This window comes from Spirosoma humi, from assembly GCF_054776575.1.
Map to the genome: position 1 here is coordinate 172,264 of NZ_BAAHBR010000008.1, position 21,720 is coordinate 193,983.

At 50.0% G+C, this 21,720-nt stretch carries 18 protein-coding genes; 13 read left to right on the forward strand and 5 right to left on the reverse strand.

What is annotated here, in order from left to right:
- Positions 1-1,326: 1,326 nt before the first annotated feature.
- From ACYU8Y_RS09250 to ACYU8Y_RS09285, 8 genes are all read left to right on the forward strand, one after another.
- A complete protein-coding gene (locus ACYU8Y_RS09250; protein ID WP_460936436.1) occupies positions 1,327-2,259 on the forward strand; it encodes a helix-turn-helix domain-containing protein in 933 nt (310 codons plus the stop codon).
- A gap of 171 nt (positions 2,260-2,430) precedes the next feature.
- Positions 2,431-5,613, forward strand: coding sequence for an efflux RND transporter permease subunit (locus tag ACYU8Y_RS09255; protein ID WP_460936438.1), 3,183 nt, complete (start codon positions 2,431-2,433; stop codon positions 5,611-5,613).
- On the forward strand, positions 5,613-5,927 hold the full coding sequence (locus tag ACYU8Y_RS09260; RefSeq protein ID WP_460936440.1) for a DUF952 domain-containing protein: 315 nt from the start codon (positions 5,613-5,615) through the stop codon (positions 5,925-5,927). The genes ACYU8Y_RS09255 and ACYU8Y_RS09260 overlap by 1 nt, the downstream gene beginning before the upstream one ends.
- Complete coding sequence (locus tag ACYU8Y_RS09265) at positions 5,924-7,024, forward strand: efflux RND transporter periplasmic adaptor subunit (RefSeq protein WP_460936442.1); 1,101 nt, start codon at positions 5,924-5,926, stop codon at positions 7,022-7,024. The genes ACYU8Y_RS09260 and ACYU8Y_RS09265 overlap by 4 nt, the downstream gene beginning before the upstream one ends.
- Positions 7,021-8,505, forward strand: coding sequence for an efflux transporter outer membrane subunit (locus ACYU8Y_RS09270; protein WP_460936443.1), 1,485 nt, complete (start codon positions 7,021-7,023; stop codon positions 8,503-8,505). The genes ACYU8Y_RS09265 and ACYU8Y_RS09270 overlap by 4 nt, the downstream gene beginning before the upstream one ends.
- 150 nt (positions 8,506-8,655) lie before the next feature.
- Positions 8,656-9,741, forward strand: coding sequence for a mannose-1-phosphate guanylyltransferase (locus ACYU8Y_RS09275; RefSeq protein WP_460936445.1), 1,086 nt, complete (start codon positions 8,656-8,658; stop codon positions 9,739-9,741).
- A 164-nt stretch (positions 9,742-9,905) separates the two neighbouring features.
- Positions 9,906-10,478: a hypothetical protein gene (locus tag ACYU8Y_RS09280; protein ID WP_460936447.1), complete on the forward strand. Its 573-nt coding sequence runs from the start codon at positions 9,906-9,908 to the stop codon at positions 10,476-10,478.
- A 62-nt stretch (positions 10,479-10,540) separates the two neighbouring features.
- Entirely contained in the window at positions 10,541-11,452 is a 912-nt protein-coding gene (locus tag ACYU8Y_RS09285) for a serine hydrolase (RefSeq protein WP_460936449.1), read from the forward strand.
- A gap of 37 nt (positions 11,453-11,489) precedes the next feature.
- Here ACYU8Y_RS09285 and ACYU8Y_RS09290 read toward each other — a convergent pair whose 3' ends face one another.
- From ACYU8Y_RS09290 to ACYU8Y_RS09300, 3 genes are all read right to left on the reverse strand, one after another.
- A complete protein-coding gene (locus ACYU8Y_RS09290) occupies positions 11,490-12,377 on the reverse strand; it encodes a cyclase family protein (RefSeq protein WP_460936451.1) in 888 nt (295 codons plus the stop codon).
- Between the two features lie 24 nt (positions 12,378-12,401).
- Positions 12,402-13,424 carry a thiamine-phosphate kinase gene (gene thiL / locus ACYU8Y_RS09295; protein WP_460936453.1) on the reverse strand — a complete coding sequence of 341 codons (1,023 nt, stop codon included), beginning with the start codon at positions 13,422-13,424 and terminating at the stop codon, positions 12,402-12,404.
- A 132-nt stretch (positions 13,425-13,556) separates the two neighbouring features.
- Complete coding sequence (locus tag ACYU8Y_RS09300; RefSeq protein WP_460936455.1) at positions 13,557-14,009, reverse strand: hypothetical protein; 453 nt, start codon at positions 14,007-14,009, stop codon at positions 13,557-13,559.
- A 107-nt stretch (positions 14,010-14,116) separates the two neighbouring features.
- Here ACYU8Y_RS09300 and ACYU8Y_RS09305 point away from each other — a divergent pair, with 107 nt between their 5' ends.
- The 3 genes from ACYU8Y_RS09305 to ACYU8Y_RS09315 all read left to right on the forward strand — a co-directional run bounded on the left by ACYU8Y_RS09305 (position 14,117) and on the right by ACYU8Y_RS09315 (position 16,503).
- Positions 14,117-14,365, forward strand: a complete 249-nt coding sequence (locus ACYU8Y_RS09305) for a cytochrome b5 domain-containing protein (RefSeq protein WP_460936457.1) — start codon at positions 14,117-14,119, stop codon at positions 14,363-14,365.
- A gap of 65 nt (positions 14,366-14,430) precedes the next feature.
- On the forward strand, positions 14,431-15,279 hold the full coding sequence (locus ACYU8Y_RS09310; RefSeq protein WP_460936459.1) for an N-acetylglucosamine kinase: 849 nt from the start codon (positions 14,431-14,433) through the stop codon (positions 15,277-15,279).
- A gap of 153 nt (positions 15,280-15,432) precedes the next feature.
- Entirely contained in the window at positions 15,433-16,503 is a 1,071-nt protein-coding gene (locus ACYU8Y_RS09315) for a 2Fe-2S iron-sulfur cluster-binding protein (protein WP_460936461.1), read from the forward strand.
- 83 nt (positions 16,504-16,586) lie between these two features.
- On the opposite strand, the gene ACYU8Y_RS09320 is transcribed toward ACYU8Y_RS09315, so the two are convergent.
- Positions 16,587-18,800, reverse strand: a complete 2,214-nt coding sequence (locus tag ACYU8Y_RS09320) for a M56 family metallopeptidase (RefSeq protein WP_460936463.1) — start codon at positions 18,798-18,800, stop codon at positions 16,587-16,589.
- A gap of 94 nt (positions 18,801-18,894) precedes the next feature.
- Positions 18,895-19,263: a BlaI/MecI/CopY family transcriptional regulator gene (locus ACYU8Y_RS09325; protein WP_460936465.1), complete on the reverse strand. Its 369-nt coding sequence runs from the start codon at positions 19,261-19,263 to the stop codon at positions 18,895-18,897.
- 186 nt (positions 19,264-19,449) lie between these two features.
- Here ACYU8Y_RS09325 and ACYU8Y_RS09330 point away from each other — a divergent pair, with 186 nt between their 5' ends.
- Complete coding sequence (locus tag ACYU8Y_RS09330; protein ID WP_460936467.1) at positions 19,450-21,207, forward strand: M3 family oligoendopeptidase; 1,758 nt, start codon at positions 19,450-19,452, stop codon at positions 21,205-21,207.
- Between the two features lie 174 nt (positions 21,208-21,381).
- On the forward strand, positions 21,382-21,660 hold the full coding sequence (locus ACYU8Y_RS09335; RefSeq protein WP_460936469.1) for a hypothetical protein: 279 nt from the start codon (positions 21,382-21,384) through the stop codon (positions 21,658-21,660).
- Positions 21,661-21,720 lie beyond the last annotated feature (60 nt).

Consider the following 21,720-nt stretch of genomic DNA (forward strand, 5'->3'; position numbering starts at 1 on the left):
CTATTCGGGTGTGTTGCTATAAATGTACTAAAAGCTTTTAGTACCTAAATAATTATTGGATTAAGAAGATTTACGGCCAAATAAGTACACTCGTAATTACCGAAAAATTAATTATGTAGATATTTAGTTATGTATATACTAGGATTTATTAAATTGTTAGCTAATTATATTGATTTAGAGGCATTACCATACAGATACCTCTTCAATTTACAGTTCATACTATTTTTCCTGATGGCCGTATCCCTACAGATATAAGAAGCCAATCTATATAGGATAAGATTATTCGTCTGGTAAATCCAGCGTCGATGTAATCTGGAATATCAGCTTAATAACCATAGAGGTTGTTCATTAAACCACACTTATTCGCCAGCTATATTAATCATGAATCAGCGCAACGGAAGTATAGATGTCTTTCGATTTCTGGGAGCTTGCTTAGTTTTTTTATGTCATAGCATCTCTTGATCTGTTAGGCTTATCGGGGCGATGGGTCGTTCCCTTCTTCTTTGTCGTTGCGGGCTATTGGGTATCCCAACTGGCTGCTTACCTGTTAATTATTATTGGCATTGGTGCTCAATTGATTGAAGTTTGGTTCTTCTCTGGCATCATGACCGACGCCGTCAGGGTGACTTTTCTGGCAGGAACCTTACCACTTGCGGTCGGAATTTTTCTGTTATCACTACGGCTATCAATCTCTCCGGATTTTCTGATTAGCTATTATGGAAGGCGCTACTCCTTACCGCTCTATCTGTGTCACCCTGTCATCAACCTTATTTTTTACCGAATCTTCGCCAAATCAATGGTGACGGGTGGATTTATTTACTGGGCTAGCCCATTCGTGGGACTTAGTCTTTGCATAATAATCTTGATAAGCCTCGATAAATTTGCCCCGGCTGTATTTAAGGGTTTGTGTGGCGATTTTAGTCGGCCTAAGTATAAAGTAGAGGAAAAGCCCGCTGGCGTATCGGCGCCACGATAAGGGGAAGAGCGTACGAGTCGCTTAAGTGGGTTAGGCGAACTTACCAACGTCGTATCGATAAACGACAGACGCCAGTCTGTTGCTGAAGCCCATCCTTGAACTTTTCTAATACATTCTGGACTTCTGCGGACAAGGGTAATTTATTCTTCGAATTATTCAATTATTTGGTTCAGTTTTTTGGAATAATACAACTAAATTGCCTGTTGTTAAACGGGTTGCGGCAGAGCATGAATGCTGGCTTCCTGTCTTTATAAGACCAGCGTCGAGGTAGTTGCCATTTTTAGAAAGTAATACGCTCGACTGGGTTTGCGTCAATAAATGCGTTTGTCTAGCCTATGTCTTTTGCCAGCGTGGAAACTCAATCGATTCCGTACTACGACAATTTGCCGGATTTTTTGAAGGCCGTCAAATCGATTGACTCCACAAACCGCTGCTTTGGTATTTTTCCGTTTGGACAGTTTGGCGGACCGGGTGAACTAATTCCGCCTTTTCGGAGCAGTACCTACGTAGCGGCTCTGGTAACGGAGGGAACCGGTACAATTCATCTGGATGGTGTGCCGTACCGCGTTCGGCCAGGTACGCTCTATTTCCTGCGTCCCTGGACGGTTCGCTCAATTCACAAGGAAGATCAATGGCAAGGCCATGTGTTGATGTTTACGGCTGAATTCGTGACCAAGCGGTCTATGCTCTCGGATCCCATGCAGGAGTATCCTTTTTACCGCAAGGGGGCTCAACCTTTAATTCACATCAAGTCAGATGAGGCCAGCGAATTAGCGCGTCAGTTTGAACTCATTGCTGCTGAGTCCAGCCACCCGACGCGTTCCAAACCTGATCGACTGGATTTGATTTACCATTTACTCCAGGCGTCGCTGATCAAAAGTCGCCAGATTTACCGCCAGACGCTCTCGGCCATCGAGTATTCGCAACCGGTATCGCTGGTCGAACGGTTTCAGAGCCTGTTGCAAATGTACTACCTGCCCGACCCCAATCAGGAGTCTACGGTACTGCTGACTGTGCATGAAGCGGCTAACCGGCTGCACATTCACCCGCATTACCTCAGCGATATATTGAAGAAGTACACGGGCAAAACGGCGCTACAGCACATCCGGGAACGAACAGCGTTCGAGGCTCAAAATTTAATTCGAAATACAAACCTCACCGTAGCCGAAATAGGCTATCGGCTTCACTTCGATGACCCCTCGAATTTCACCAAATTCTTTAAGAGCATAACGGGTTTAACTCCTCGTGCCTATCGGGAACAACAGTATGCATTAGCCGCATAGGATAAGGATAGCTGGTAATTTTTATATCCTAGGTTTTTGTATCTGCACTTTTTACCAGTGAATCTACAAAACGTACCTGTTGCGCTGCCTGGCCTATCCCTAATTTTGACCCGTTGCGTAAGTAGCCCCGATGCTTAACGCTGTAGCTACTAATCACTTACCCGATTCATCATGTGGATTGTCCGCCTTGCACTTGAAAAGAAATATACCATCGCCGTAATGGCGCTGCTAATCATGATTATGGGCGGGTTGGCGGTCACCCAAATGCCAACCGATATCTTTCCCCGAATTAACATCCCGGTTGTTTCCGTGATCTGGGGATACAGCGGTCTGTCTACGAATGAAATGGAGAAAATGATTACGAATTTCTCCGAAACCTCCCTGATTAACAACGTTAGCGATATTCAGCGGCTCGAATCCCAGACATACAATGGCACGGCTGTTCTAAAGATTTTCTTTCAGCCATCGGTCAAAATAGAAGAAGCGCTGGCTCAGGTAACCGCTATTTCGCAGACGATTCTGCTTCGGATGCCGCCCGGCACGCAGCCACCACTCATTGTCCGGTACAATGCGACAGACGTGCCCGTGCTGCAACTCGGCCTGTCGTCCGATAGCCTGACCGAAGCGCAAATTACCGACTATGCTCAAACGCGGGTACGGCCGCAGATTTCGACCGTACCGGGGAGTCGTCTCTCGCAGGCTTTCGGGGGGAAAACCCGGCAGATTGCAGTCGATCTGGAGCCCGAACAACTGCTGGCTTACAACGTTACCCCCGAAGAGGTGACGAATGCCGTAGCTGCTCAGAACCTGACGCTGCCCGGTGGCTCGCTACGCCTGGCTGAGCGCGAATACAATGTCCGGCTGAATTCCAAGCCCGATGTGATTACAACGCTCAACGATATTCCGATTAAAACAATTGGCGGTACGACCGTACACATGCGCGATGTCGCCAACGTGCACGATGGAGCCGCCGTACAGGCTAACATCGTTAAGCAGGACGGTAGCAAGGGCGTGCTGATGCGGATCGTGAAAACAGGGAATGCATCGACCACCGAAATCGTCGACAAAATCAAGAACCAGATTTTACCAACCGTACGCGCTGCTGCTCCATCGAATCTCCGTATCGAAGCGTTGTTCGACCAGTCCGTTTTTGTGCGGGCGTCCATCGAAGGCGTATTGGTGGAGGGAATGATTGCCGCCCTGCTCACGGCGGGCCTGATTCTGCTGTTTCTGGGAAGCTGGCGCAGCACACTGATTGTGGCTATTTCTATTCCCCTGTCGATTTTGTCCTCGCTGATCGTACTTTATTTAATGGGGGAAACGCTCAATATTCAGACGTTGGGTGGGTTGGCCCTCGCCATTGGTATTCTGGTCGATGACGCCACGGTGACTATCGAGAACATTCACCGGAATGAGGAGCTGGGGATGCCCTTGCGGCAGGCTATTCTGGAGGGAGCTCAACAAATTGCGACCCCAACACTGGTGTCAACGCTCACGATCTGTATCGTCTTTACATCGGTACTGTTTCTGGAGGGACCGGCGCGGTTCCTGTTTGGCCCACTCGCCGAAGCGGTGGTGTTCGCCATGTTGGCGTCTTACGTTCTCTCGCGGACACTGGTTCCGGCGCTGGCTGATCTGATGTTAAAAGGCGAGTCGCAACATGGGCACGAGGCAACGACAAAACGACCGAATGCTTTTGCTCGATTCTATAACCGGTTCAATGCGGGTTTCGACCGCTTTCAAACCCGCTATATACGGGCGCTGGAGTGGGTACTGAATAATCGCCGGGTGGTGTTGGGGACGTTTCTGGTCGTGATTGTTTTCACGGGTGTATTGCTGCCCTTTGTCGGGCGCGATTTCTTTCCGCAGGTCGATGGGGGACAGATTCGGTTGCACCTGCGGGCACCAGCCGGAACAAGGCTTGAATCGTCGGAGCAGATAGCTGCCCAAACCACGGAGATTGTGCGCGAAGTAATTCCGGAAGAAGAAATAAGCTCGGTTATCAGTAACATCGGCCTGACCTCGGAACGCTACAATTTTATGTTTTCCGATAACTCCTCCGCTAGTTCCGCCGATGCGGAGTTGTTGATCTCACTTGGTGAAGAGCGGTCGCATCCAACCAACGACTACGTACGGGAACTGCGGACCCGGTTGCGCGAAGAGATGCCCGATGTTACGTATTTCTTTCTTCCCGCCGATATCGTTAGCCAGATCCTGAACTTCGGTCTGACGGCTGCCATCGATGTGCAGGTGTCGGGGTTTGACCGGGCGAATAACCTAAAGGTGGCCCGTGAGATGGAAGCCAAAATTGCCCAGGTGCCAGGCGCTGTCGATGTGCATCTACACCAGGTACTGGATGCACCCGAACTGTTTCTGGATGTCGATCGGGAACGCGCCGGGCAATTTGGCCTGACGGAGCAGCGCGTAGCCACCAACCTGAATATCTCCCTGAGTGGAACCGGTCAAACCCGTCCCAACTTCTGGCCCGATCCGGTTAGTGGCTTTCCGTACATCATTGCGGTGCAAACGCCCCCGTATAAACTGGACTCATACGATAAGCTGCTTCAGACGCCCATTGCTGCGGGACAGACCGACCGGGCTACCCCGCAACTGCTCAGCAACGTGATGACCATGAAGCGTACTACAGCGCCGGTGATCATAAACCGGGTCAATACCCAACCGACTTACGATGTGTATGCATCGGTCGAGAAAACGGATCTGGGCTCTGTAGCCAAGGCACTAGAAGAGATTACGGCTGAATACAAGACACAACTGAAACCCGGCAATGTCGTCTCGATTCGCGGCCAGGTGGAAAGTATGGAGAGTGCCTTTAGTCGATTGGGTCTGGGTATTGTTTTCGCGGCTTTGCTGGTGTATTTGCTCATGGTGGTAAACTTTCAGTCGTTCCGTTATCCGTTCATTATCATCACCGCTTTACCCGGTGCCTTATGTGGCATGGTCTGGATGCTGTTTCTAACGGGAACAACCTTTAGCATTCCTTCGCTGATGGGCGCTATTATGAGCGTCGGGGTGGCTACCGCAAACAGCATTTTGTTAGTCAGTTTTGCCAAAGATCATTTACCCGAAGTCGGTGGTGATGCCTACGAAGCAGCTCTTGAAGCGGGCCGGACGCGGCTACGGCCAATTTTAATGACGGCCATTGCCATGATCATCGGTATGTTACCCATGTCGCTGGGTTTGGGCGAAGGAGGAGAGCAGAATGCGCCGTTGGGCCGCGCCGTTATTGGTGGTCTGCTCCTCGCTACGTTTACGACCCTCTTGTTTGTTCCCGTCGTCTTTAGCTATCTGGCCCGGAAGCCTAAAGAAGATAACCAACCATCAACTGTTATCTAATGAGTCTGATCTATCATATCGTTTCGGCCACCGACTGGGCAAAGCAGGAAAGCCAGTCCCGTTACGAAGCCGCCAGCCTGGCAACGGAAGGATTTATTCATCTGTCGACAAAAGAGCAGGTGGCCGGAACAGTAAGCCGTTATTACCAAGGCGTGCCGGACTTGTTGCTTCTGCACGTTGACACCGATAAACTAACCAGTAGTCTGCGTTATGAACTGGCTACCAACCAGCAATCATTTCCCCATTTGTACGGGCCACTCAATAAAGACGCCGTTGTGCAGATAGAACCATTAGACGGCCAATCATACCTATGAAAGCACTCCGTATCCTCATTCCTTTACTACTGCTTGTGGCGGTATTTGTCTTTTTCGGCGTAATGCCGCGCATTCGCAACACGCAGGAGTTGAAGGCCGCTGTCTCGGAAGAAAAGAATCGTGATCCTATTGTGAACGCCGTTCCGTTAAAGCATTCGTCGGATACAACCGGTTTAACGTTGCCGGGCCAGATTCAGCCCTTTCGACAAACTCCGCTTTATGCCCGGACACAGGGCTTTCTGCGTCGCTGGTATGTCGATATTGGCGGGAAGGTGAAACAGGGGCAACTGCTGGCTACGATCGATGCGCCCGAACTCGACCAGGACATTGCCCGCGCTAAAGCCGACCAGCAGTTAGCACAAGTCAATCTGGATCGCTTACAGAGCGTTCAACTACCCGGTGCCATTGCCCGGCAGGATATTGATACCCGTAAGTCGGCCTTGACCGTGGCGCAGGCCAATCTGGGTCGGCTGGAAGCGCTGAAAAATTTACAGCAAATACGGGCGCCCTTCAGTGGAATCATTACCAGCCGTACCGCAGAAAACGGAACCATTGTATCGCCGGGCACCGGGCAGCCGCTGTTTACTTTATCTGAAGTAGGCTCGCTGCGTGTCTTTGTCGATGTACCGCAAACGTATTACCAGCACATGAAAATTGGTATGCCGGCTACGGTGGTTATTCCTGAATTGAAAAATCAGGCCTTTAAGGGGACAGTTAGGCATACATCAGGGGCGTTGCGCAATGATTCCCGAACATTATTGGCCGAAGTAGTTATTCCCAATCCCAAACAAGGGTTACCTTCGGGCCTTTATAGCTTGGTTAAATTTGATATGATCAGCGCGCAGGCACCCGTTCTGATTCCAGCCAATGCTTTACAGATAACCGCCGAAGGGCCACGTGTTGTCGTTGTTGATGCGGGTCAGCATGTTCACTTCGTTCCGATTACGCTGGGCCGTGACTATGGCACAACCCTGGAAGCCGTAAGCGGTCTGACGGGCCGGGAACTCGTTGTCACCAACCCCAACGACCGGTTGCGCGATGGGCAAAAAGTAAGATTTCGTAAGGCCGTAGCCGGCAAAACAATAGCTCAGCGATGATCAAATGTCTTAGTAGCGTTTTTATTTTTAGTCTGTTTGTCGTTCATGTCAATGCACAAACGGCTCCCCTGAATGCGCCCGGCGGTTCTGTTACGGTTCAACCTGGTGCTGGTCCTGCCAATGCGCCCGGTACGGTGCAGCCGCAGGCCCCTAGTTCGGGTGGTAATGCCATACCGGGAGCTACTGTAGCGGCAATCGATATAAGCCCAGCCTTGACTGTAAGTGGCTTTCGACGGTTCGGCGATCCCATGCTTGAATCGTTGATTCAGTTGGGGCTGGATAATAGCCCTAACATTCGGGCTGCCCTGAGCCGACTGGAAGAATCCAGAATTCGACTGCGGGTAGCGCAGTCGTTTTTGTCGCCCTCCCTGCGCAGCTCGGCTTTAGTTACGACCCAGAGCTTGTCGGAACGCCGACCGCTCTCTGTCGCCAATCAGTCGGATTTGCTGCCGCGGTTTCAATTGAATACGTTTCAGCTATTACCGATTGATGCCAGTTATGAACTGGATCTGTTCAAACGTATTCGGGGTGGCATAACCGTCGCTAATTTACAGGCTCAGGCCAGTGATGCCGATTACCTTTCGTTCCGACTTTCGCTGGCATCGGATATTGCCCGGACGTACATGCTCATTCGGGGCAATGATGCTGAACAGGCAGTTTTTCGTCGGAATATTCAATCGCGCGATACAACGCTATCCATTCTTCGGGAACGCTTCCGGGTTGGCTTGATCAATCAGATCGACGTGCAGCGGGCCGAAACCGATTATGCCGGTTTGCAGGTTACGCTCAAAGGGCTGGAACGCGCTCGTGTCGAACTCGTAAACGGATTAGCACAACTTTGTGGACAGGACCCTACGGCGTTTTCAGTTCCATCGGGGGCGTTGCCGTCCACAGTGCCGACCTATCCCTACGCCAGCGTTACCGCCGATCAGCTCCAGCGCCGACCTGACCTCGTCCAATACATCCGGCAGAATCAGGTTGCTGCGGCTCAGGTAATTCTTCAGCAAGCCAGTACGCAGCCGCGGGTTACGCTCATTGGTTCCGGTGGTATTTTATCGGGCAAAATTGGTACGTGGCTTACGCCCAGCGCGGCTACCTACATCGTGGGCGTCAATGCGTCGGTGCCGATTTACGAAGGGCATCGGGCCCGCCAAAACATCGCTTTGGCTAAGCAACAGACGCAAACCAATCAGCAAATTTATTTACAGGCTCTTCAACTGGCTCAGCGGGATGCAGAAACTGCCTTGGATAACCTGACGCTGTTGCGGCAGCAGCTTGATTTACAGACGCAAACACTGGCGCTGGCTCGTCGAACGGAGCAATATAACCGTGAATTGTATGTCCGTGGACTAGCTACCTACCTGGAAGTACTCGATGCCCAACGAACTATTTTAACCACGGAACAGCAGTTAGTACAGCTCCGTAGTCAGGAAGTTCAATATGCTGTCGTTCTTCTTCGAACAATTGGGGGCGACTATTAGGTTTTATAAGGTGTGTTCGTTGTACAGTTTTTTGTTTATACGGTAACTGATATTCGTAAACTTTATGGATACTTTTGACTGTGTATTGAAACTGACACTTCGTAAATTAACTTTATAATGGCATTTTTGCCATAAATTAGTCTAGCATCCATGAATCATACCTACGTTGTAATCATGGCGGGGGGCGTCGGAACGCGCTTCTGGCCTTTCAGCCGCACGAGTTACCCTAAGCAATTCCACGATGTACTCGGCACAGGACGAACCCTGTTGCAACAAACCGCTGATCGCTTCGATGGCGTTTGCCCTCCCGAAAATATCTATATCGTTACCAGTTCGCTTTACAAAGACCTGTGCCAGAAGCAGCTTCCGCAGCTTTCCGACGATCAGGTGTTATGCGAGCCTATTGCGCGCAACACAGCCCCCTGTATTGCCTACGCTTGTTACAAAATTGCTCAGCGTGATCCGGAAGCAAACATTGTTGTGGCTCCCGCTGACCATATTATCCTGAAAGAAGAGGAATTCAAGCGGACCATTCAGTCGGCTCTTGACGCGACCAAAGATCAGGATATTTTAGTGACGCTGGGTATTCAACCGAGCCGCCCCGATACCGGATATGGCTATATTCAGTACATTGCTGAATCGGGAAATAACACCAAAAGCCAGGCTCCCCGGCGCGTGAAAACCTTTACAGAAAAGCCTCACCTTGAACTGGCGCAACAGTTTGTGGAAAGTGGTGAATTCGTCTGGAACGCCGGTATTTTTGTCTGGAATGCAAAGTCGATTATCAAGTCATTTGAAAAATACCTGCCGGAAATCGCCGAGATTTTTGCCGAGGGTAATGATGTCTATTATACCGAGCGTGAAAACGCGTTTGTCGATAAAGCCTACTCGCTTACGGGAAGCATCTCCATCGATAACGGGGTGATGGAAAAAGCCGACAATGTTTATGTCGTGTTGAGTGATTTTGGCTGGTCGGATCTCGGTACCTGGAAGTCGCTCTATGAGGTATCCGACAAAAACGACGACCTCAATGTGATTGATGGGCACATCATGTTATACGACACCAAAAATTGTATCATCAAAACGCCAAAAGATCGATTAGTAGTAGTCAATGGCCTGGATGGCTACATCGTGGCCGAGTATGATAACGTACTGATGATCTGCCGGAAAGAAGAAGAGCAGAAGGTGAAGAGCTTTGTGGCCGATGCGAAAGAAAGAGGCATAGAGTTTGTATAGATTTCACGGGTCAATTCGACTTTATGGCTCCGGCTACCCAATCTGCTAGCCAGGTTGTGTGGCCGGAGTCATTATGAAAGACCAGACCAGTTGAATAAGCGGAGCTACACAAAGCAATGGCGAAAGCCCTCTGTTCGTTAGCTTCACGAACGTCTATCTACCTCGTGAAAAAAACAGTTTACCTTAGCCTGGCCCTGTTACTGGCCAGCCTTCTTATCGAATGTAAAGACACCACGACCAGTTTCTCACCTGGGCCGGGCGATTCCCGCGTTACGGGTACCTGGCGGCTTGTGGAGCGCTATTTTCTGAAAGACTCAACAAACTCGGTTCTTACCGAAGTCCTCGTTTCCCGTCGCGATAGCGTTTTGGTCACGGTGGGAGGTCAGGTTATCAAAAAGGACTCGCTTATAACGGAGAAAGATACTGTCTTTGTTAAACGGGACACCTCGTTTTATACCACAAAACAGTACCCGCCTACACCGGCTCAAACCCTTACGTTCGGTACCGATGGCCAACTAATGCCCAGCGGTACTGAAATGACTTACTATACCTCGACCAAGTATTATCGGGTTGATGCGACATATCCGGATAGTCTTTTTATTAATTACTTCATTAATACCAACCGGGCGACAATTGCCTTTCGGCAAAGGATGCTCGTGCAGCAGGATATGCTCATGCTGCTGACCAATTGCAATCAGACACAACCCTGTTATTCGAAATTCGTGCGGGTTAAGTGAGGAAAGCTGCGGATTTGACTGCATTTTTGATCTTACGATCATCAAACGACTCTTTTATAGGTATGGGTTTCGCGCAAGGTAAAGCTGGCTTTCTCCGTGTGGTTTTGTTGTGTTTGTCGGCTGGTTGGCTATCGGCCTCGGCTCAGTCCCGGCTTACAATCCCTCAGTTACGTGAACAGGTAGAACGGGAGTTGAGTAAAAAGCCCGGCGTTTTCGCGGTCGCCTTCAAGGATTTAGCTAGCGGAAAAGAATTGCTGATTCGGGAGCGGGACGTGTTTCACGCTGCCAGTACGATGAAAACGCCCGTCATGATTGAAGTCTACAAACAGGCTGCTCAGCACAAGCTGGCGTTGTCGGACTCGATGACGATCAAGACCGAATTTAAAAGCATTGTCGATGGGAGCACCTATAGTCTGCACGCTACTGAAGACAGCGACACCGCTATTTACAAAGAAACGGGCACGAAACGCACACTAGCATCTCTGGTGTATGACATGATCATCGTGAGCAGTAACCTGGCTACCAACCTCATTATCGAGCGTGTCGGGGCGCAGAACGTCACGCAAACCATGCGCGATCTGGGAGCCAAAGACATTCAGGTCCGGCGCGGAGTAGAAGATAACAAAGCGTTTGCGCAGGGGCTTAACAACACCGTGACGGCTTACGATCTGATGGTGATTTTTGAGAAAATTGCCACGGGAAAAGCGGTAAATCCGGAAGCATCGAACGCCATGATTACGACCTTGCTCGATCAGAAGTTTAACGATGCCATTCCGGGAAAGCTACCTAAAGACGTAAAAGTAGCTCATAAAACGGGCGCTATTGTGGGCATTCGGCACGATTCCGGCATCGTTCTGTTGCCCGACGGCCGAAAGTACGTTCTGGTGCTTTTGTCGAAAGATATCAAAGATGACAAGGAAACGACGGCTACGATGGCTACCGTGTCCGAGATGATCTATAAGTACGTTAAATAGGCGTATTGTATTTGGAGCAATGTTGATGCACGGCTTGTCAATACACCTTGGCCAGTGCCCGCACCGGAAATGTGCCAACCCCTTTGAATTTAGGTGGCGTAGCACTAAACGTAAATCCCGTCGTGGGCAATAGGGCCAGGTTACACAGGTGTTCAACAATCAGTATTTCAGCCCCTAACAGTGTGGTGTGCACCGGGCGGCTTTTACCCGTTGTATCATCGATGTTGTGCGAATCGATGCCAACCAGCTTGGCACCACAATCCCGCAGATACAGGGCAGCATCGGCGGTCAGAAAGGGGTGATGTTCGTAATAGGCTTCTGTGTTCCAGAAGTCAGACCAGCCGGTATAGATCAAAACCGCCCGGTCTCTGATTTCATGCTGTTGCAAATGCTCCGCCGTGATCGCCAGCGTGTCGGTATGCAATACCTGAATGACCGTTCCTTCCAGATCGGTGAAGGCTGCGAGGCTAATTTCGGACAAATCCTTCCCGTGTTCGTACCGATGAAAAGGACAATCCAGATAAGTGCCTGTATTGGTTACCATCTCGATTTTGCCAATCTGAAACTCGGTTCCCGCTTCGTAAAGGTGACGGGAGTTTTCCCGGCTCAGGTAATCGCAGATAATGGGAGCGGGCAACCCTTTGTAGGTAACAAGGCCTTCTTCAATGGTATGACTCAGGTCAACCAGCCGATTGCGCTGGCCGGATAAAGCGGCCGACTTGCGTTTATGGGCTTCAGTAATGACCTCTTTGTTAAAAATACGGGTTTGGCCAACCATCAACAGCCGTAGGTCACGAATGAGATAGTCGACCAATGCCTGATCCGAAATGTCCTCGCCGTCAATATCCAGCCGGAAGTCCTGACCGCTTAGGCTGCCGCCGTTCGTAAAATGAATCTCGAAATCGAATTGTACCCGTTTCTGCATCTTTCTTTGAGTCAGCGTATTAACTTAATCTGTATTCCAGCCCTGCGCCCGGATCGGCGTCTGCTGCCCGGCTTTGGTGGCCAATACGATCTGTGATGGGTTGTCGGTCAAATAGCCAATGGCGGTAATGCGGGCATTGGTGGCCAACTTTTCGAACTCCTGCGGACGAACAGTAAACAAGAGTTCATAATCTTCACCTCCGTTTAAAGCCGCTGTAATGGGGCTGATCTTAAACTCGTCAGCGGCCAAATGCGTCTGATCATCGATAGGTATATTTTCGTCAAAGATCACCGCTCCAGTACCGGACTGGTGGCAAATATGAAGTAGCTCAGAAGCCAGGCCGTCCGAAATGTCGATCATTGCTGTCGGGCGTATGCCGAGGTCACGGAGTTCGTGAACCATGTCGGTACGGGCGTCGGGGCGGAGTTGCCGCTGAACCAGATAAGCCCGTTCTTCAGACAGGTTAGGCTGCATATTGGGGTCGGCCAGATAAACCTGTTTCTCCCGTTCCAGCAGTTGCAGACCCAGATAGGCCGCCCCCAAATCGCCGGTGACGCACACAACATCGTTTGCCTGGGCGGTGTTGCGATAGGTAATCAACTCTTTGGCGACCTTGCCCACCACCGATACCGAAATAATCAGACCTGACCGCGATGCTGTTGTATCGCCACCAACCAGGTCGACGTTGTACGCTTCGCAGGCCGCCCGGATGCCGTCATACAACTCATCAATGGCCTCTACCGGAAACCGACTGCTCAGGGCAATGCTGACGGTTAGCTGAATGGGTAACCCATTCATGGCCGCAATATCCGACACGCCATACGTGACGGCTTTGTAGCCTAAGTGTTTCAACGGAACGTATGTCAGATCAAAATGGATACCTTCTACCAGCATATCGGTAGAGAGTAAACCATAGTCATTGCCCCAATCGAACACAGCGGCATCATCGCCAATACCCCGTATCGTTTCCGTATGGGTTGGCGTCGTTGTTGCCTGCCGGATACGCTCGATCAGGCCAATTTCGCCGATTTTATTAAGATCAGTCATTCTTATTTGTGTTGGTTAATGTACCGAACAGTTCTAACTGTCTGGTTCGTGAGGTCAGGTGTGCTAAACACCAAAAGCCGCTCCGATTTGACATACGGAACGGCTTTTGGGAAGAATTGGTTTGCAGAGGCCTTACGGATTCGTCAATGTATAATCATTTAGCGTGCCACCGGTTTTCAGGCTTTTCGTTGTGCGTGATAAACTTAGATTGTTATCATCAATTGAGTTAATGGTAAACTCAATGGTGTTGCTGTTATTGTCGCTGGTTGGTGCGGGGTTCAGGTCAGTCAGTACAAGGCGTGTATCGGATGGAAGAGAGTATTTTCCAACGAATGTATTGCCATCAAACTCTGTGTATTTTACAACGGGTGCCTGACTCAAATCCAATTTAAATGCAGTGTAGTTACGAACATTGGTAGCGCCACCTCTTGTGTATACCGTTATCTTGTCTTCGTCTACTTTGCTGGCTGTCCAGATTTTGGCGATACGTTCGGAAACGGGAGCGGGCTTGCTGCCGCTACAGCCCATCAGGGCACCTAATAAAACTAAAAGCGAAAGAAAAGAGATATAATGAGTCTTTCTCATGGTTAAACAAATGCAGTAGGAACAGAAGTGGCTAAAGTTACGCTAATTTTGTCGTTACTAACAAAGGTCATACTTAATAATTATCCTTATTTGATTGATTGACTACCATGCTCTTACAAAACACGTCACTGCCTGCCTATACCCGTTCCCAATTGGCTCTGCGGAATGGACAGGATCGTGACGAAATCTGGTGTGCTTATGAGGGTATTATTTATGACCTGTCGGCCTCCCGGCTCTGGCGAAATGGTAAACATTATGAGCATTGGGCTGGTCAGGACCTGACCGATGAACTCAGCGAGGCTCCCCATACCGCTGGAGTTTTCGCCCGGTTTTCCGCCATTGGGCAATTAGTTTAGTTTTATTGGAAATCCCGTTTCCAGGCTTGAGTAGCTATCCGGAATCGTAATTCGCACAATATTCCATGTTTTTAATTGCTGATAGTGGATCGACAAAAACCGACTGGCGACTTGTCGATAGCAGCACGGGTCAATCCCTTGCTAGTCAAACGGATGGCTTCAATCCATATTATCAAGATGCGCAACAAATAGCGGCTACGCTGCAGGCGCAATTGCTGCCGAATATGAGGCAGACCAGCGTAACAAAGGTGTTTTACTATGGAACTGGCTGCACGGGCCCATCGGTCAATTACATCATAGCCGATGCCCTGCAATTGGTGTTGCCGGGGCTGCAACTTGTGGAAGTAAACAGCGATATGCTGGGAGCCGCCAGAGCCGCCATGGGTCATCAGTCGGGTATTGTTTGTATTCTTGGCACAGGCGCCAATGCCTGCTGTTATGATGGGACTAAAATCACTCGTGGAATTCAATCGCTGGGCTTCTGGCTGGGCGACGAAGGGAGTGGAGGATATCTGGGTAAAACACTGATTCGGGATTTTTTTCAGGAACGGCTTCCGGCTGAACTGCATGAAGCCTTTCAGAAGCAGTACGCCCTTGACCGCCCATCGTTATTGGAAAATGCCTATCAGAAGCCATTTCCGAATCGCTATTTTGCTTCGTTTACGCCCTTTTTGCTTACCCATTTAACTCACCCGCACATTGCCAGGTTAGTTACCGACGCGTTTGTCTTATTTCTGACGACTTACGTCAAGCGCTTTCCGGAAGCGAGCCAATGGCCGGTTCACTTTGTCGGGTCGATAGCCTATTATTTTTCCGATTCATTACAGCAGGCGTTGAAACAAACTGGTTTAACGATGGGTCGTGTCATTAAAGCCCCTGCTGATGAGTTAGTTGATTTTCATAAAAATGGGTAAGTTAACGGTGTTCACTTGTACATTTGTATAAAAGAATTCAATGAAATAATACGGGGAACAACGAAAACGGAGCTGCTCAGGCGGACACAATCTGCCCATAGTGCATTGCTGCTTAACCCGTTCGCCCGGTAGTGAAAGACAACCTGAATAGTAATGGCAAATCGGTATTTTTTGAAAGTAAAAGACGTTAACCGGGAAACGGACGACGCTGTAACCATAAGTTTTTGGCACCCGATCAATGAGGAAATTCGTTACCAGCCGGGGCAATTCCTGACATTTCTGCTCAACATTAACGGTCAAAAAGTGCGTCGGTCATACTCTATGGCCTCATCGCCCCATGTCGATGTATCTTTATCGGTATCGGTGAAGCGGGTGCCGGGCGGGTTAGCGTCCAATTATCTCCTTGACCGCATAAAACCGGGTGATATTCTCGAAACGCTGGAGCCGATGGGTACGTTTGTCCCAAAGCTCGACCCGCAAAGCCGACGAACTATTGTGTTGATTGGAGCAGGTAGTGGTATCACACCCCTGTTTTCGATGGCAAAATCGGCCCTGCATGTAGAGCCAAACAGCCGTATCTGGCTTATTTACGGAAACCGTAACCAGGAGTCGATCATTTACAAAGCACATCTGGATGCGATGGAACAAGCCTATGGCAAGTCGCGCTTCCAGGTAACGCATGTGTTGAGTCAGCCATCGGCTAGCTGGACAGGCGTCGAAGGGCGGTTGAATCAACACACGCTTACCCGCTTATTCGATCAGCTACCAAAAGCTGATTTGCAAGATGCGAGCGTTTACCTGTGCGGTCCCGATGGAATGATGGCGGAGGCTCGTTCGGCTCTGTCGCTGGTGGGCGTGCCGACCGAGCGTGTCCATAAAGAAAGTTACGCGACGGCCCCTGTTACGGCTGGCGAAGTAGTCGAGGAGCCCCTAACGGCGGCCGAGAGCGGTTCGCCCGAGGTAACGGTACTGTATGAGGGGAGTGAATACAAATTTGCCGTAGCACCCCATCAAACGATTCTGGAAGCCGCTTTGGATCTGGATATCGATTTGCCCTATTCGTGCCAGGCGGGCATGTGTACCGCCTGCTTGGGCAAATGTATTTCGGGAAAAGTTAAACTGGACGAAGAAGATGGCCTCTCGGAATCAGAACTGAAAGCGGGCTACGTACTCACCTGTGTGGCGCATCCCGTTGGCCGCGACGTGGTGATTGAAATTGAGTAGACTTTATTTCCACAACTTCCGTATAGACCAAACAATCCGGCAGGGGCTAACAGCTTCCTGCCGGATTGTTTTTAGTTGGGGCACTAGAATTGCTCCTGAGTTGGCGCTAGAGCGGGTTTGGGGGTAAGGGTTCGGCCATGCCAACCACGTGCACGAGTGGCTGGAGCCGGGGCGGCAGGGGTTGGGGCCACTGCGGGAGCGGATGGAGCAGAAGCTGGCTTTGGAAAACGTATTGTGCGAACTTTTACTCCGGGTGGAATTGGCGGGGCTGGTGCGGCAACTCTTCCTCGTGGCGAGGAAGGTGGTGTTGGTACGCTGGGTACATTTATTGGCGACTCAGCCTTTTCTGGAAGTTGTGGTAGTAGCCGCATTAGCTCTCCTTCGTTTATCCGGAGCGAATCGGTTACCCTGTTTAACCCCTTAAAAACTTTAGACATACTGTCTGAGTACGGCTGGATCTGCTTGTCAGTTAGATCGTCAATGCGTCGGCTGAGTTCCGACAACTTCGCTTCGATAGACGAAATATTCGTCAAAATAGCATCGCTTAGAGGGCGGAGGTCAGCTCTGGCGGCCTGTTTACGCAAGTAGGCTGTCTGTTCCTGAGATCTCGCGCGCTCCATTTCTAAGCGCTGATAATTCTTTAGAGGTTCACTCATTTGGGCACTATACGCTTCCTGGGCTTTTTCATAATCCCTTAATTGATTATGGAATTGCTTGTATTTAAACTGTAGGTTCAAAAACTTATTTTTCAACTGTTCCGGAAGGCTATCGTTGTCATCTAAGGCTCGTTTATCGAGTGAGTCGGGGAGGGAGCCTACAGCCGGGTCAGATAAGGACGCAAGGGCATCCTTAATAATATCTCCATAATTTACGTTGGCCAAGCCTTCCACCGTTCCGTCCGGGCTAAGCGGAACATTTTTCAGGGCCGATGCGACAATGCCCCTGTAATCAAGATGCGCCAATCCTTCCGCATAGGCTTCTAGGTCGTCTGGTTTAGTGGCATCTGTTGCCGTCGTCTCAATGATATTTAACAGAATATCCCGGTCAGGTTGCTTTACGGCATCGAGCGAAAGCTGACCCGACATAACCTGATCGAATTGCTTTTGAAGCTGGGCAATGCGGCTGGCAGGCAACTTTTTGCCTTTCCAGATGATCGAATTAATCTTTCTGTTATCGGTAACACTCAGTTCTGTACCGTTTCCCGCCTTGTGCCGACCTGTTGCAAGCGACTGTCTTTTCGTAGGCTTGGGTTGTGTCTGTTTTTGCACTGCGTAAACGGACACGCTCATCAATAGAATCGTTGCCAGCGTTAAGCCGGCCAGGCTGCCGTTAGAGACAAACGGACGGGTAGGAACACCCAGCATCCGTTGAACCCGATGCAGTAATTGTTGTCGGTTGGTTGCCAGCGCCATGGCCAATGCCGGGGTCGTCACTGTCGGCGCTAGTCGGAATTCTTCGACGTGGGCCAGGGCTCGTGCCAGAAGCCGTCCGTCGCCACCGCAGACATGTATTGCCAGGTCGTCACAGCAATGTTCGCGTTCTTCCCGCACCCGCGCCGATAGCCACCACAAAGCCGGATGGAAGAAGTAAAGCACCTCTATCACCGATTGAAGCAGGTTAACGGCATAATCATGGCGTTTGACATGCGCCAATTCATGGGCTAGAACCGCTTCAATTTCGCGCGATGTAAGATTGGTGACAAGCCCGATTGGCAGGAGCAGCACAGGTTTCAGAATACCGACGACCATGGGCACGGCAATGCGTGCAGACTCTCGTACCTGAACCATGTTTTTGATGGCCAGCGTCGATCGAATCTGGTTGGTGAGTTGCAGGCATATGGATGTAGCAGGCTGAATAGCCGTTTTGGTGAGTCGTTTCAGGTACAACCAGCCGCCTGCCAGTCGCAGTCCGAAGAGGGCTACACCAATCAGATATATAAGTACAAACTGACCCAGGTGATTTTCCAGAAACAGTTGAAGTTGCTGGTGCCAGGGCAACGTTTGAGCAACGGCCTGCCAGCGAACGGGCAATGGCTGAACCGCCGTCATCATAGACGTTGATAAATTGGTCGTGGCTGACGATGTATAGTACCAGACAAACGTAGCGGCCGAGATCAGTAGCTGACTAAGCAGCGTAAGCGTACCGATCCGGTAGCGTAGGGCGCTCGACCGATTCCGTAGCAGATGCAACGCTATTGCTGCGGATACTGCCAGCGCAAACCCTTGCCAAACCGCGTGGAGCAATGTCCAGCCAAGGGCATCGGTAATCGGACTTGATAGAGAGTTGAACGAGTTCATAAACAAGTTGTCTGTTGGTTTAGAAAATCGACCTATGGTTTCTTAAGGCATATAGGGTGGCAAGGCTTTCGTAGGCAGAAGACGGATTAGAGGCCTATGAATCGCGGTCAAGATCATTCAGTAATCTTTTTATTTCATCCAGCTCCTGTCGCGATGCTTTATGCTGACCCAGTACCTGCATGACTAATTTCGACGCCGACCCCCGAAAGGCCGTTTCCACAAAGCGATCAACCAGGCTTCGCTGCGTATCTTCTTCACTGACAATAGCAGTATAAGTGTGCGAGCGGGCATCTTCTTCGCGCGACAAAAAACCCTTTTCATGCATAATCTGCATCAACTTCAACGCTGTTGTGTACCCGATATCGCGGCTTTGGCTTAGTTTTTCATGCACTTGCCGCACCGTGCTCGGGCCATTGGCCCAGAGGACATGCAGAATTTCCAGTTCGGATTCCGTTGGCTTCATTTCTATCTACGAATGATTTCGTAGTAAACATATACGAACGTTTTCGTACTTGCAAGTTTATAAACAAAAAAGTTTCTTTGTCGCTTACTGTAGCGTAGCTTTTGACCCACATAAACACCCTAAATCGTGGAGGAAAGTCCAGCTTAAGGCTAGGTAGCTTTTCGTTCACGTTACAAAACATCATCTATGACAGCAGATCAAACCTTGAACCTTCCGGCCCGGCCAACGCGCTCATTTATTGGTGAACTAATCGAATTAAACAGCTGGGACGACGTGAAGCCGCTTTACGAAGAACTACTGGGCCGCTCGATTGATAATGCCGAAGAACTTAAACAATGGCTCATCGATCGGAGTGAGCTGGAATCCTACTTATCGGAAAATTTTGCGTGGCGGTACATCCGGATGACCTGTGATACCGCCAATGAAGAATTGGTCGATAAATTGAATTTCTTTATTTCAGAAATTCAGCCACCTATGGCAACGTACGGCAATGAGCTGGATCTCATCGCCATAAACAGTCCATTCCTGAGCCAGCTAACCGACGATGGGTATGATGTAATGGTTCGGGGAATGAAGAAAGCCATCGATATCTACAGAGACGAAAATGTTCCGCTCCAGACCGAACTTCAAACGGAGGAGCGCAAATACGGGGCAATCGTTGGAGCAATGACCGTGCAAATCGACGGCCGCGAGATGACCCTGCCCGAAGCCAGTGACCTGCTTCAGTCGACTGATCGGGCTGTACGCGAAGAGGCCTGGCGCAAAATATGGGAACGGCGGTATCAGGATCACGAAGCACTCGACCAGCTTTTTAACCGGCTGCGCGATCTACGGAACCAGATTGCCATCAACGCCGGCTTTGACAACTTCCGCGATTACGCGTTTGCCGCTTTGGGTCGCTTCGATTACAGCCCGCAGGATTGCTTTGATTTCCATGATTCAGTGGCACGGGCCGTTGTACCATTCGTGAATAAACTCGCCGAAGAGCGCCAACAGAAACTACAGCGGGCTGATCCTTCGGTTGACCCACTTCGGCCCTGGGATGCCAAAGTCGATGTAGAAGGGCGCGCACCGTTGAAACCGTTCTCGACCGGCAACGAACTTCTCGAAAAGACAATCGTGTGTTTCGACCGGCTCGATCGCGAATTGGGCGACGACCTGCGCATCATGCGTGCCATGGGTCACCTTGATCTGGAATCGCGGAAGGGCAAAGCGCCGGGTGGCTACAACTACCCGCTCGAAGAAATTGGTGTACCGTTCATTTTCATGAATGCTACCTCGAGCCTACGCGATCTGGTCACGATGGTACACGAAGGGGGTCATGCCGTTCACTCGTTCCTCACGCGTGATTTGTCGTTGAAAGCCTTTCGTAATCCGCCTATGGAAGTAGCTGAATTAGCATCGATGAGCATGGAATTACTGTCGATGGATCACTGGGACGTATTTTTTGAAAACCCCGATGAACTGCGTCGAGCCAAACTCCAGCACCTCGAATCCATTATTGAAACGCTTCCCTGGGTAGCCACGATCGATAAGTTTCAGCACTGGATTTACGAAAATCCAACGCACACGGACGCTGAACGGCGTGAAAACTGGGTTCGGATTTACAATGAGTTTGCCGATACGGTTACCAGCTGGGACGGCTTTGCGTTTTACCAGGAGTACATTTGGCAGCGGCAGTTGCACTTGTATGAAGTGCCTTTCTACTACATCGAATATGGCATTGCTCAGCTGGGGGCCATTGGTGTATGGCGTAATTATCGGCGCGACCCGAAGGCGGGTTTAGCCGGTTATAAAAATGCGTTGAGTCTGGGTTATAAAGCGCCCATTCGTGAGATATACGCAGCCGCCAATGTGCCATTCGATTTTTCCTATGCTCATATTCAGGAATTAATGGGCTTTGTTTGGGCAGAAATTGAAAGTCTGAAGAACCCGGCTCGTTGAGTGACGACATGACGTTTTCGGCCAGCCTGGCTGGATGGCTGTTCAGCAAGCCTGGCCGATCGGGTCGAAAAAATAAACGCATGCTGCCTCTGCTCAGTAAGAACTGGGTATTCTTGTTTGGAAACCTAAGTGGTCTAACCTATTTTTGCCGAATCAATTCGTAATCAAGTGGCTATGAAACGCGTACTAAGCATAGGTTTGTTGGCTGTAGCGGCATTATCGCTGACATCCTGCGACTATCAAAAATATAACTCAATCCGCCAGAAGGATTACCGGGTCGACGACTATCGGGCTGGCTATCGGGCGGGTGATCCGGAAGTATATGGCGCTGGCAGAGATTCCGCGGCTGTACAGACAAAATACAAATACACACCTAATCCAGATTTAGACGCCCGGACACAGAAAATCCGTGAGAAATTGTTTGGAGCTGGTACAAGCGGTCAGGGTGCTTAATTTTTCCTGCTCACTCGGTTGACAAAACGACAGCGATGGATTGGCGAATAGACGCTGATT